This is a genomic window from Oerskovia enterophila (assembly GCF_044748475.1).
Taxonomy (GTDB): domain Bacteria; phylum Actinomycetota; class Actinomycetes; order Actinomycetales; family Cellulomonadaceae; genus Oerskovia; species Oerskovia enterophila.
In genome coordinates this window covers 467,220-479,574 of sequence record NZ_JBIVFZ010000002.1, presented here as the reverse complement: position 1 = coordinate 479,574, position 12,355 = coordinate 467,220, and the positions used below count along the sequence as shown (strand labels likewise).

11 protein-coding genes, 1 tRNA gene and 1 pseudogene are annotated in these 12,355 nt (G+C 71.9%); 7 read left to right on the top strand and 6 right to left on the bottom strand.

The window, feature by feature from the left end; translation table 11 throughout:
- Window positions 1–331 precede the first annotated feature (331 nt).
- Both mscL and ACIPWA_RS06725 read right to left on the bottom strand, forming a co-directional pair.
- Window positions 332–778, bottom strand: coding sequence for a large conductance mechanosensitive channel protein MscL (mscL, locus tag ACIPWA_RS06730; protein WP_400289015.1), 447 nt, complete (start codon window positions 776–778; stop codon window positions 332–334).
- Window positions 779–988: 210 nt separating this feature from the next.
- On the bottom strand, window positions 989–1,687 hold the full coding sequence (locus tag ACIPWA_RS06725; RefSeq protein WP_400289013.1) for an SAF domain-containing protein: 699 nt from the start codon (window positions 1,685–1,687) through the stop codon (window positions 989–991).
- Window positions 1,688–1,766: 79 nt separating this feature from the next.
- Between ACIPWA_RS06725 and ACIPWA_RS06720 the strand changes: the two genes are divergently transcribed.
- Window positions 1,767–1,976 (top strand): hypothetical protein, encoded by a 210-nt coding sequence (locus ACIPWA_RS06720; RefSeq protein ID WP_400289683.1) that lies wholly within the window; start codon window positions 1,767–1,769, stop codon window positions 1,974–1,976.
- Between the two features lie 14 nt (window positions 1,977–1,990).
- On the opposite strand, the pseudogene ACIPWA_RS06715 reads toward ACIPWA_RS06720, so the two are convergent.
- A pseudogene (locus ACIPWA_RS06715) lies at window positions 1,991–2,131 on the bottom strand (FmdB family zinc ribbon protein); the annotation flags it as partial.
- Window positions 2,132–2,290: 159 nt separating this feature from the next.
- Here ACIPWA_RS06715 and ACIPWA_RS06710 point away from each other — a divergent pair.
- On the top strand, window positions 2,291–4,993 hold the full coding sequence (locus ACIPWA_RS06710; RefSeq protein ID WP_400289011.1) for a penicillin acylase family protein: 2,703 nt from the start codon (window positions 2,291–2,293) through the stop codon (window positions 4,991–4,993).
- 196 nt (window positions 4,994–5,189) lie between these two features.
- Here ACIPWA_RS06710 and ACIPWA_RS06705 read toward each other — a convergent pair whose 3' ends face one another.
- Window positions 5,190–5,828 carry a 5-formyltetrahydrofolate cyclo-ligase gene (locus ACIPWA_RS06705; RefSeq protein WP_400289009.1) on the bottom strand — a complete coding sequence of 213 codons (639 nt, stop codon included), beginning with the start codon at window positions 5,826–5,828 and terminating at the stop codon, window positions 5,190–5,192.
- Window positions 5,829–6,103: 275 nt separating this feature from the next.
- Between ACIPWA_RS06705 and ACIPWA_RS06700 the strand changes: the two genes are divergently transcribed.
- From ACIPWA_RS06700 to ACIPWA_RS06690, 3 genes are all read left to right on the top strand, one after another.
- Window positions 6,104–6,727 (top strand): GNAT family N-acetyltransferase, encoded by a 624-nt coding sequence (locus tag ACIPWA_RS06700; RefSeq protein WP_056761332.1) that lies wholly within the window; start codon window positions 6,104–6,106, stop codon window positions 6,725–6,727.
- A gap of 108 nt (window positions 6,728–6,835) precedes the next feature.
- A complete protein-coding gene (locus ACIPWA_RS06695; protein WP_400289006.1) occupies window positions 6,836–8,296 on the top strand; it encodes a hypothetical protein in 1,461 nt (486 codons plus the stop codon).
- Between the two features lie 77 nt (window positions 8,297–8,373).
- Window positions 8,374–8,449: transfer RNA gene (locus tag ACIPWA_RS06690), tRNA-Ala, on the top strand.
- Between the two features lie 179 nt (window positions 8,450–8,628).
- On the opposite strand, the gene ACIPWA_RS06685 is transcribed toward ACIPWA_RS06690, so the two are convergent.
- Entirely contained in the window at window positions 8,629–9,315 is a 687-nt protein-coding gene (locus ACIPWA_RS06685) for a PAS and ANTAR domain-containing protein (protein ID WP_400289003.1), read from the bottom strand.
- 116 nt (window positions 9,316–9,431) lie between these two features.
- Window positions 9,432–9,587 (bottom strand): hypothetical protein, encoded by a 156-nt coding sequence (locus ACIPWA_RS06680; RefSeq protein ID WP_400289001.1) that lies wholly within the window; start codon window positions 9,585–9,587, stop codon window positions 9,432–9,434.
- A gap of 191 nt (window positions 9,588–9,778) precedes the next feature.
- On the opposite strand from ACIPWA_RS06680, the gene ACIPWA_RS06675 reads away from it, so the two are divergent.
- Window positions 9,779–10,399 carry a GNAT family N-acetyltransferase gene (locus tag ACIPWA_RS06675; RefSeq protein WP_400288999.1) on the top strand — a complete coding sequence of 207 codons (621 nt, stop codon included), beginning with the start codon at window positions 9,779–9,781 and terminating at the stop codon, window positions 10,397–10,399.
- 45 nt (window positions 10,400–10,444) lie between these two features.
- Window positions 10,445–12,355: an ABC transporter ATP-binding protein gene (locus tag ACIPWA_RS06670; protein ID WP_400288997.1), complete on the top strand. Its 1,911-nt coding sequence runs from the start codon at window positions 10,445–10,447 to the stop codon at window positions 12,353–12,355.

The following is a 12,355-nucleotide window of genomic DNA, read 5'->3' as shown; positions in this document are numbered from 1 at the left end:
GGAGTCGCTGGACTGGGGTCCGACGACGACGCCGTGACCTGGGGCGACGCGCGCCCGGGGCCTGCGGAGAGCAGTCACGACGCCGAGCTTCTACGAGACGTCCCGCCGCACTGGTCCTGAGTCGTCCGCTGCTCGGCGGGCTGCCCGGTCAGGCCGACGCTCTTGCGGGCCGCGCCGGTGGGTCGGTGCCGGAGGTCCGTGTTGCCAGGGGGTGGTGTTGTCTCTGCGTAGCCACCACCATTGTGGTGGCTACGCAGAAACAACACCTTCCTCTACCCGCAGGTGAGGCGGGCGGCACGCTGCCGTCGCCTTGAGGGTGCGAGCACGAACCTCAGCGGGTGCTGGGTCCGTCGACCGGACCGGAGCCCGGTCCCGCAGCGCGCGCGTTCTGCGCCGCGAGCAGGTCGCGGATCTCCTGGAGGACCAGGACGTCCTCGGCCGGCGCCTCGGGCTCGGCCTGCTCACCCGTCTTGCGCATCGATGCCAGGTGGTTCATGGGCATGACGATGACGAAGTAGAGCGCAGCGGCGACGCACAGGAACTTGAAGAGGGCGTCGAGGACGAGACCGAAGCTGAACACCGCGTCGTTGATCTCGAAGGTCCAGACCTTGCTCAGGTCGGTCTTGCCGAAGATGGCGGCGACCAGCGGGTTGATGAGGCCGTCGACGATCGACGTCACGACGAGCGTGAACGCCCCGCCGATCACGACACCGACCGCCAGGTCGATCGCGTTGCCGCGGAGCACGAACTCCTTGAAGCCGTTGAACACGTTCTTCATGCCAGGGTCCTTTCGAGAGGGGCGCAGACCCGGTCTGCGCGCCGAGGTCTCGGCGGCGTCCGGCCGGCAGGTTTGTCCTGACGTGATCTTTCCATGCTCGGGTGGTCGCGCATCTGGACGTCTCGGCGCGCCGCGTGTCCAGGCCCCGCCGCCGGCGGCGGCCTCGAGTGCGGTCGCCGCCGGGGCCACGGCTGCGGCCGCCACCCGCCACTACGGCACCAGCACGGCCGACAGCCCACCCCACTGACCGAGCCCCGCGAGCGACGCAGCCTCCTCGGGCAGCACAGCCACGGACGTCACGCCGCCTTCCGCGGTGTCGCCGCCGAGCAGCCCGCCCGCCGACTCCTCGGCGGGTGCCCCGGCCAGCACGAGCGCACGCCGCGCGACGTACGTGCCGGGCGCCCCGTCAGAGGACCCGTCGGCGCCGGACGCGGCGACGAGGAGGTCCACCCGGTCCCCGGGGCTCAGCATGGTCGCCACGGCCGGGTCGGCCAGCCGCACCGGTGCGACGACCGTCCCGGCGGGGGCGGCCGCCGCGAGTTCGCCCGCGGTCACGAGCGAGGGGGAGATGGTCTGCCCGCGCGGGAGTGCGACGGACGTCGTGCGCCCGACGGCGTCGCTCACCCTGGTCAGGGAGACCTGCGGTGCGAGCGACGACGCGACGTCCTCGACCCGGAGGTCGCGTCCGGTCAGCACGACCCCGGCACCGACGTCCCGGGCGGCGACCACCACGGGGCTGGTCTCGGGGGGTGGCGGGCTCACCCTGCCCACGACGACCGCGGCCACGAGGCCGCACCCCACGGCGACCACGACGGGACGTGACCGCCACGCGAGGGCGTGCAGGCGCCGTCGGGCAGCTGAGGACCGCGGCCGGACCGTGCGCCGGGAGCGCTCTGAGGTAGGAGGCATGGCGCGACCGTAGAGCGCCCGCGGGGCGTCGTGCGTCGCCTCGGGTCTACCTGTGGACGGACCGCGCCGCCCACGGCCTGTGGACGGCCAGGAGGTGTGTCAGCTCGCGGAGGAGCCCGACGAGCTCGACGAACCCGACGTCCCGCTCGACGAGGACGTGCCTGTCGAGCCGCTCGACGACGAGCCGCTGCTCGACGAGTCCGACGACTTGGACCCTGCGGAGGGCGCGGTCGACGCGCTGCCGGCTCCCATGCTGGACGACTTCGAGGACCGCGAGTCCGTCCGGTAGAAGCCCGAGCCCTTGAAGGTCACGCCGACCGACGAGAAGACCTTGCGCAGGCGTCCGCCGCACTCCGGGCACACCGTCAGAGCATCGTCGGTGAACGCCTGGTGGATGTCGAAGGCGTGGCCGCAGGCAGTGCACGTGTACGCGTAGGTGGGCACGGTCTCTCCTCAAGAGGTCGCGGGGGGAGTGCGGTCGTCGCGGGCCGGGCGCGAGCCTGGACCGGGTGCCCGGCGCCCGCTCGGAGGCAGGGCCGGACTGGCACTCGGGGCTTCTGAGTGCTAATCATACGCCTGGCCCGCCCGGGGTAGTCTCGCACCGTGTCTGCTGAAGTCCCTGCCGGAGTCCACGGCGACCCGTCGCCGCCCGCCCACACGTCCCGACGGGGAGGTTCCCGAGCCCGCCGGGCCACGATCGCGATCGCCGCGCTGCTGGTCGTGCTGCTCGTCGGAGTGTCGATCTTCGCGTTCGTCACGGTCCGCCGCCCCCTCCCGCAGACCGACGGCACCCTCACGGTCCCCGGCCTGGACGGCGAGGTCAGCGTGCTCCGCGACGCCCAGGGCGTGCCGCAGATCTACGCCGACACCCCCGAGGACCTGTTCCGCGCGCAGGGCTACGTCCAGGCGCAGGACCGGTTCTTCGAGATGGACTACCGCCGCCACGTCACGTCCGGCCGTCTGGCAGAGCTGGTCGGGGACAGCAAGGAGGCGATCGACGCGGACAAGGTCACCCGCACCTTCGGCTGGCGCCTCGTCGCCGAGGAGGAGTGGAAGATCGTCGCTCCCGAGACCAAGGCCTACCTCCAGGCGTACGCGGACGGCGTGAACGCGTACCTCGAGGACCGGGACCCGAGCGAGATCGCGCTCGAGTACACCGTGCTCGGGACGAGCGTGAGCGTGGCCGACCCCGAGCCGTGGGACCCGATCGACTCTCTCGCCTGGCTCAAGGCCATGGCCTGGGACCTGCGCGGCAACTACGACGACGAGCTCGAGCGCGCCATCGCCTACGGCAGCTTCGCCGGCGGCGGGACGGGCGCCGAGGACCCGGCCCGCGTCGCGCAGGACGTCGCCCGCGTGGGGACGCTCTTCCCGGCCTACCCGTCGGACGTGAACCTCCCCATCCTCGACCCTGCCGAGGTCCCGACGGCGACCGCCCCGGCCGAGGTCGACGTCGAGGACGTCGAGCAGACGAGCTACATGCCGACCCTCGGGGGCGGAGAGCTCCAGTCCGCGGTCGGCGCTGCGGACCGTGCGCTCGCAGCCGTCCCGGTCCTCGTCGGGCGTGGCGAGGGGACGGGCTCCAACTCCTGGGCCGTCTCGGGCGAGCACACCGAGAGCGGCAAGCCGCTCCTGGCGAACGACCCGCACCTCGCGCTCCAGGCCCCCGGGGTCTGGGCCCAGGTCGGGCTCCACTGCAACACCGTGAGCCCCTCGTGCGGGTTCGACGTCGCAGGCTTCTCGTTCGCCGGGTTCCCGGGCGTCATCATCGGTCACAACGCCGACGTCGCCTGGGGTCTGACCAACATGGGCGCGGACGTCACCGACTTCTTCATCGAGCGCGTCCGCGACGAGACGTACCTGCGGGGCGACGACTGGGTGCCGCTCGAGACCCGCACCGAGACCATCAAGGTCAACGGGGGGCAGGACGTCGAGCTCGAGGTCTCGTCGACGCGCCACGGCCCGATCGTCTCGACCGTGCTGCCCCTGGACAAGGTCGCGGAGGCCCCCACCGAGGGCACCCCGCTCGGGGACTACGAGGTCGCGCTCCAGTGGACCGCGCTCGAGCCCGGCCGCACGGCCGACGCGGTCTTCGCGTTCGACCTCGCGGCGAGCGCCGACGACATGCGCGAGGCCGCCGCACTCTTCGAGGTGCCCGCGCAGAACGTCGTGTTCGCGACGACCGACGGCCACATCGGCTACCAGGCCCCGGGCAGGATCCCGGTGCGCGAGGTCGTCGAGGGACCGGTGCCCTCGGACGGCACCTGGCCCCGCCCGGGCTGGGACGAGCGCTTCGACTGGACGGGCTACGTGCTCGCCGCGCAGATGCCGGGGGTCGTCGACCCCGAGGAGGGCTTCATCGTCGCGGCGAACCAGGCCGTGCTGCCCGCCGGGACCACCCCGTTCCTCACGACGGACTGGGACTACGGCTACCGTTCGCAGCGCATCCGGACGCTCCTGCAGACGGAGATCGACTCGGGCCGCAAGGTCGACGCCGCGATGATGAACACCATCCAGAACGACGACTGGAGCCCGTTCGCCGACGCCCTGCTCCCGTCGCTGCTCGACCAGGACATCGAGAACAGCAAGGGCGTCCGCAACGACTTCGCGGCCGAGGGCCAGGACCTGCTGGCCGACTGGGACGGCTCGATGGACAAGGACTCCGCGGCTGCGGCGTACTTCGCGGCCGTCTGGCGCAACCTGCTCGAGATCACCTTCTGGGACGACCTGCCCGAGGAGATCCGTCCCGCGGGCGGCAGCCGCTGGCTCGCCGTGGTCCAGAACATGCTCCTGGACGAGACCAACGCGTTCTGGGACGACCGGCAGACCGTGAGCGTCGTCGAGACCCGTGACGAGGTCCTCAACCAGGCGCTCGTCTCGGCCCGCCTCGACCTCACGACCGAGCTCTCCAAGAAGACGACCGACTGGGAGTGGGGCAAGCTGCACACGCTGTCCCTGGGGCACCTCGTCCTGGACAACGACGCGGTCCCGGGCTTCGTCCGCGCGTACATGAACCCGCGCACGGTGAGCATGCCGGGCGGGTCCTCGATCGTCAACGCCACGTCGTGGGACGCCGCGTCGGGGAACTTCGAGGTCACCTCGGGCCCGTCGATGCGCATGGTCGTCGACCTCGACGACCTGGACTCCTCGACCTGGGTCACCGTGACGGGCGTCTCGGGCCACCCGGCCTCGAAGCACTACGAGGACCAGCTGGGCACGTGGGCCGCGGGCGAGACGTACGCGTGGCCGTTCTCGGTCTCGGCCGTCGCCGACCAGACGAAGGACGAGCTCCGCCTCGTCCCGTGACGGGCGCGCCGCCGTCGGGCACCTGCTGCCCGACGGCGCCACGCACCCGCCCGCCCGGCCCACCCCGGCGGGCGGTCGGCTGAGCACGACGAAGGGGCCGGGGCCGGGGGGGGGGGGGGGGGCCCCCGGCCGGGGGGGGGGGGGGGGGGGGGGGCGCCCCCCCCCCCGGCCCCTTCGTCGTCGGGGAGGTGCGGGGTCAGTCCTGGACGAGCCAGCGCCAACCCTGCGGGGTCGCGACGCCGTCGATCGTCCGGTCGTGCTTCTCGAGGGGGAGCGGACGCTCGTCGGCGTCGTAGACCTCGTCGGGGAAGACCACGGCGATCACCTTGGTGCCAGGCCGCATGTGCTCCAGCGCCCGGTCGTACCAGCCGCCGCCCTGGCCCAGCCGGACGCCGCGCGTGTCGACGGCGAGAGCCGGGGCGATGACGACGTCGGCGTCGACGAGCGCGGCCGCGCCCAGCGCGGGCCCGCTCGGCTCGGGCGGGCGGCCGGGAGCGCGCTCGCGCAGGTCGTGCGAGCCCGCGTACTCGGCCCAGTCGCGCTGCAGTCCCGCGCCGAGCACGGGGAGCAGGACGCGGACGCCGCGCGCGGCGAGGCGGTCGAGCATCGCGGTCGTGCCGGGCTCCGTGGGGCGTGCGGCGTAGGTCGCGACACAGCGGGCCGACAGGACCTCGGGGATGGTCTCGATCACGTCCGCGATCAAGAGGGCCGCTTCGTCGCGGCGCCTCTCGCTGCGCGTGGATCGGGCGGTGCGGATGGCTTTTCGGAGGATCTCCTTCGCGTCCTCGGGTTCGATGCTTCCGTGCAAGGGGTAGGGCTGAACCGGGCCACTCATGCGCCTATTGTCGCAAAGGTTCGGGCAAGAAGTGTCCGGGGTCCCGTCGTCGGACGGAAAGAGTCCGGGACGTGGGGCTCGCATGGGGGCCGGCGTGGTGCGTGACCCGGTGCGCGGCGCTATTGTCGGTGCGCCAGATCGTGATACACCCTGTCCACCGGGCCTCACGTCAGTGATCCTGGTGCTCGGAGGCAGGACGTCTCGGGCTCTGCTGCCGGGAACGGATGATCGATGGGCGCACGAGGATGACCAACAAGATCGCACGAGCATGGAGCATGTCGAAGCCCTGGCCGGTCACGCTGCGCGAAGATGCGGTCGACGGCAGCGTGGTGCTGCGCCCGCTGCACCGTCGTGACGGCCACGACTGGATGACGCTGCGGGCCCGCAACGCGTCCTGGCTCGAACGCTGGGAGGCGACCTCGCCGCGACCCGGCACGGGGGCCGGCGGCCCGCCGACGTTCGGCGAGTACGCACGCATCCTCGCCGCCCAGGCGCGCGCCGGGACGTCGTTGCCGTTCGCGGTCGAGCTCGACGGCGAGCTGGTCGGTCAGCTCACGGTCTCGAGCATCACCTACGGGTCCCTCTGCTCGGCGAGCATCGGCTACTGGGTCGGTGAGCACGTCGCGGGGCGCGGGGTGATCCCGACCGCGGTCGCCATGAGCACGGACTACTGCTTCCAGGTGCTGGGCCTGCACCGCATCGAGATCAACATCCGCCCGGAGAACGGCCCCAGCATCCGGGTCGTCGAGAAGCTCGGGCTGCGTGACGAGGGGCTGCGCGAGAGATACCTGCACATCCAGGGGCAGTGGTGCGACCACCGGACCTTCGCGATCACGGCCGAGGAGGTCCCCGACGGCCTGCTCGCGCGGTGGCAGGAGACACGGCGCTCGGCCTCCTAGCGCACGGACGCGACCGCGAAAAGGACCGACACGCCGTCCGGCGTCCGGTCGACCGCGAGAGGCCTCGCCTACGGTCGGGATGTGGATTCGACGACGGGCTCAGGAGGCGTGGCGGTCCTTGCGCTGTTCGTCCTGTGGTTCGCCTACTACGTCCCCCACCGGGTCAAGCAGCGCCAGCAGCTGCAGGACGCCCGGGTCGAGGACAGGTTCTCGGGGTCCTTGCGGGTCCTCGCGGTCGTCTCGGGACGTCGTCGCGGGGCGCCGGGGGAGGGCGCGGAGCACGCGTCGTCGGGCGAGGGGCGCTCGTTGCTCCTGGGCCCGGTCCCGGTCAGCGAGCCGGACGTCGCCCTGATGTCGAGGGCGTCCGACGCGTCCGGGTCGACGTCACGCGTCCTGCAGGTCACGACCGGGGTCACCACCGACCGCCGGCCATCGTCGGAGGAGGAGCCGCAGACCATGGAGACAGACGTCCGCGCGAGCGATCCTCGCCCGAGCATCCCACCGCGCCGTCAGCCGGCCGGTGGAGGGTTCGACGACCCCTTCCCGCCGCGCAAGGCCGCGTCCCCGTCGCGCATCGCGATGCTGGAACGCCGCGCCAAGGCCGCCCGCCGTCGTCTGGCGCTGACGGTCGTGCTGCTCCTCGCGAGCGTGGGGGCGTGGGTGGCCTTCGGGTACGGGCTGGTGCCGTGGTTCGCCGCAGCAGGCCCGACGGCGGTCCTCGCCCTGGTCCTCGTCCTGGGCCGCCAGGCGGCGCTCGCCGGGAAGCGGGCCGACGCCACCTGGCATGCCGACCGCCGCACGGCTGCGCGCGACGCAGCCCGCGCCGCCCGGGGGCCCGTCGCGGGCAGCCCGGTCGCGCCGCGCAACGTCCACCCCTCGCGCGTCACGGGGCACGCCGTGCGCTCCTCGCAGACGAGCACCCAGATGATCCCGCGCGTGACCGCCGAGGACCTGGCCCGCGGCGCCGCGCGCGGCAGGGACCAGCGCCCGGCGACCGGCTCGACCGCGCGCGTCGAGTCCTCGACGGAGCCCGACCAAGCACGGCCCCGGACGGGGGCGAGCGGCGGCGACCTGTTCGACGACCGCGATCGCTCGACGGGCTCGACGGGCTCGGCGGGCGCTGCGGCGGAGCAGACCGGTACCGCTCCCCGTGGGGGGACGGCAGCCGGCACCCCTGCTGATGTCGGCTCGGCCGCGACGGCGACCTCCCCGGCGTCGGCACCGACCCCGGTCGTGCCCGTTGGCAGTCCGGAGACTCCCGAGGCGGAGATCGGCGCAGCGTGGGACCCGGTGCCCGTGCCGCGTCCGACGTACACCATGAAGCCCACGGCGCAGGAGACGGGCGTGCCGCCCGTCCAGGTCGCCGTCCCGACCGCCTCGACCGCCCAGCCGACCCCGGACCTGGCGCGGTCCGCGGTGTCGGAGGGTGCGCCGTCGGGCACGGGGGCTCCTCAGGGAGACCAGCCCGTGCCGGCGCCCGCACCCGGGGACGAGAAGAAGCCCCGGACCGAGACGCTGGGCCTGGACCTCAACGAGATCCTGGCTCGCCGACGCGTCTCGGGTCAGTAGCCCGCGGGCCGCTCACCTCGTCCGGGGAGCGGATTTGTCGAAGTGCGCTGGTCAGGTGTTAATGTTGACCTCGTTCTGGGGCTATGGCGCAGTTGGTAGCGCGTCTCGTTCGCAATGAGAAGGTCGGGGGTTCGAATCCCCCTAGCTCCACCAGGCACAAGGCCCGGAACCTCACGGTTCCGGGCCTTCGTCGTTCGTCTGGTCGGCCATGGCGGAGACGGCCACCACGCGCGTGGTGGCGCGATGGTCGCCATCGATGTCGGCGCCGTCGTCGTCTTGGTGATCGAGCTGCGCAGGTAGCGACGGGCGCCGCTGCCGTGGCCTCTTCGGTCCTAGGCGGGACCGGTCAGCGCAGGCGGGGCCTCGAAGAACAGGTCCAGGTCGCCCGTCGTCGGAGAGCCCACGTCGCTCCCTTCGGCGATGCTCTCCATGAGGCGGCGCGCGAGGCTGCGCAGCGATTCGTTGGTGACGTTCGAGTGATGGCGCAGGAGGTCGAAGGCTTCGTTCTCGGTCATCCCGTAGATCGTCATGACCGCTCCCTTGGCCTGCTCGATCACGGCCCGACTCTCGGCAGACGCTCTGATCGACTCCGTCGCCTCGCGCTGGGCGAGCGTGCGCTGGGTGATGGTCAGGTCCACGAAGTAGCCGGACACCTGGACCACCTCCCCGGTCTCGTTGTCCTTGCGGCCACGGCCGACGACACCGAGCGTGCGGGTGTGCCCGTGCGCGTCGAGGATGCGGTGCACGCACGCGAACGGCTCTCCGGACGAGCATGCTTGCGCAAGGACCGACTCCACGCGCGATCGGTCGTCGGGGTGCTTGTGCGAGAGCATGAGCTCTGTGGTGGGGACGATGCTGCCGGGCTCGAAGCCATGCATCGCATAGAGCCCGTCCGACCACCGCCACTCGCCGGTGCGCACGGTCAGGACGAACTGGCCGACCGGCTGGGGAGTCCCAGCGAGCAGAACCTCCATGAGGTCCGCATCAAGAGGGCGAGCCAGGTTGTACGAGGTCGTCATCTCAACTCCACGGTGAAGGGAAGCGAAGGGCCTACTTCCAGACTCCTGGCGGGATCCTATCGCCGCGCCTGTGAACCTGTCCTGACCGGTGCGCTGCCGACGAATCGGCCCACCGGTCAGATGAACTCGTGGCCCGCGGCGTCGAACCCCACGGCCGCACCGTCCACCGACTCCCCAGGGGCTTCCGGCACCTGCATGCTCCACTCGACCAGCACCACGCCGCCGCACTGAGCGCACAGCTGATCCTGCTTCCAGCCTCGAGTCCTGGACACGCTCGCTGACCCCCTTCATGCATCGGACGACAAGGAACATCTGCACCACGGCACCGAGTGCCAGTCGGGAATGGTAGCGGATCGTGACACCCGGTCAGGACCGCTCGAGGACCTCCCGCCGAGCGCTGTGGGGACGCCCCCGCCCAGGACCCGACCGCAGCCCGCGGCCCCCGCTCGGGTACTGTCGCGGGATGACCGAGCCGTTCCTTCCTGACTCCCTCGCGCTCGCCATCGGGTGCCACCACGACGGCCCCGGGCTGGCGGACCTCTCGCGTGCGCGCCTGCCCTCCGTGCCCCACCTGCACGACGAGGACCTCTGGACCACCACCTACCGGTTCGGTCCGGGCTTCCACCCGCGGGACCGGTACTTCCCGGTGCTGCGCGAGCAGGGCTCGGACTCCCGCGACGAGCACGTCGTCGCGTTCGCCTGGGTCGACGCCGCGCTCGACGAGCAGGCCGGCGTCGCGGAGCCGTGGTGGTGCCTCAACGCGATCGCGGTCGCGGACGAGCGCTCGGGCGCCGGGCTGGGCTCCTACCTGGTCCGCAAGGTCGTCGAGCAGGCGCGTGCCGCGGGGGTCTCGACGCTCTACGGCCAGACGCCGCCCGAGGCCGCGGGCTTCTGGGACCGGCTCGGGTTCCGCGTCGGGGGCGTCGACGAGATGCTCGCGTCGGACCGGCTCGTGACCCTCGCCGACGGGCGGACGCTCCGCCCGGTCGTGACGCCCGAGCCGGGCCACCGGTTCTTCGTGCTCAACGGCCTGCAGGGCCAGACCGACGCCCCGAGGCTGCTGCCCGCCCAGTACGAGGCCTGAGCCGCAGCCCAGGCCGATCCGCTCGCCGGTTCCTACGATGGTCGGATGACGACCGAGGGCGCTGTCCGGCCCAAGAAGCTTGAGCCCGCCCAGTACGTCCGCGCACTGTCGGAGATCGTCCGGCTCTCGGCGCGCACGTCGCCGCTCGCGGTGACCATGAAGGTGGTCGGGTCGATCGTGGCGGCCGCGCTCCCGCTCGTGACGACGTTCTTCGCGGCGCTGACCACGACGGCGCTCGCGGACGCGTACGCGGGCACCGACGGCGCGGGCAACCGGGCGATCGTGTACGTGATCGTCACGGCGGCCCTGGGGCTGTTCATGGTCGCGTTCAACAGCGTGGACCGCTACATCCAGCGCTCGATGCAGTACAAGGTGGGCGCCAAGGTCTCCGACATGATGTTCGAGCGCTTCATGTCGCTCGAGTTCTGGCGCTACGACGACAAGGAGACGGTCGACCTGTTCGACCGCGCCAAGCGGTTCTCCGAGGCGTACCCCCGCGTGCTGGACCGGCTCGCCACGATCTTCACGCAGGTCGTCTCGGTCGTCCTGTCGGTCGTGACGCTGTTCTTCGTGAGCTGGTGGATCGCGCTGATCGTGCTCGTCGCGATCCTGCCGAGCGTGTACCTGCAGTTCAAGCTGTCCCGGGCCCAGATCGCGCACTGGAACTCCCACATCGAGGTGCGGCGTCGGCGCGGCATGATCGAGCGCGGCCTGCTCCAGCCCCAGTACATCTCCGAGCTGCGCGTCTACGGCATGGTCCGCCACCTGCTGGGGCTGCGCCGCGAGCTGCGCGACGAGGACGAGAAACGTCGCATGGAGTTCGAGAAGACGTACATCCCCAAGCAGCTCCTGGGCGACGGCCTCCAGGCGGCGGCCGAGGTCACGGCCCTGGTCTGGGTCGTGCGCCAGATCGTGCTCCAGGCCCAGCCCGTGGGGCAGTTCGTGCTGGTCCAGCAGGTCGTCTCGCGCGCGCTGGACAGTGCGAACGGCCTGGTGGACTCGCTCAGCAGCATCGACGAGGACCTCGCGAACCTGTTCGACTACGAGGCGTTCATGGCGCTGCCCGTGCGGGGTGAGCGTGAACGTCAGCTTGCTGCGGCGCCGGAGACCATCGCGGTCGAGGACGTCACGTTCCGCTACACGGGCTCCGACGTCGACGTCCTCAAGGGTGTCTCGCTGACCATCCACCGCGGGCGGCACGTCGCGATCGTCGGCGAGAACGGCGCGGGCAAGTCGACGCTCGTCAAGATCCTCGTGGGCCTCTACGCGCCCACGACGGGAGCGGTCCGGCTCGACGGCGTGGACCTCCAGGAGCTCGACGTGAACTCCTGGCACGAGCAGCTCGCGGTGCTCCAGCAGGACTACCTCAAGTACGACTTCGCGACGGCCCTCGAGAACATCCAGTACGGCGACATCGAGGACCCGCCCAGCCGTGAGCGCGCGCTGGCCGCCGCGCACGACGCCGAGGCCAAGGAGTTCCTCGAGAAGCTCCCGCGCGGGATCGACTCGTACCTGAGCAACTGGATGGAGGAGAAGGGCAGCCGCAAGCGCGGCACACAGCTCTCGGGCGGTCAGTGGCAGCGCCTCGCGCTCGCGCGCAACTTCTACCGGGCCGCGCCCGTGGTCATCATGGACGAGCCGACGTCGGCGATCGACGCCCTGGCCGAGGCGCACATCTTCCGTCGCCTGTTCGCGGACAGGTCGCGCACCATCATCGCGATCAGCCACCGGCTCGCGACCATCGAGAAGGCCGACGTGATCTACATGCTCGCCGACGGCGTGGTCGCCGAGCAGGGGACGCACGCCGAGCTCGTGGCCCTGCGAGGCAGGTACTACACGATGTTCGAGGCCCAGCTCTCGGACCGGGACCGCGAGCAGGGTGCTCCAGGGACCGGTGTCGACGCGCCGGAGCGCCCCGCGCCCGAGCCGACCGTCGCGGCGGGCGACGCCGAGTAG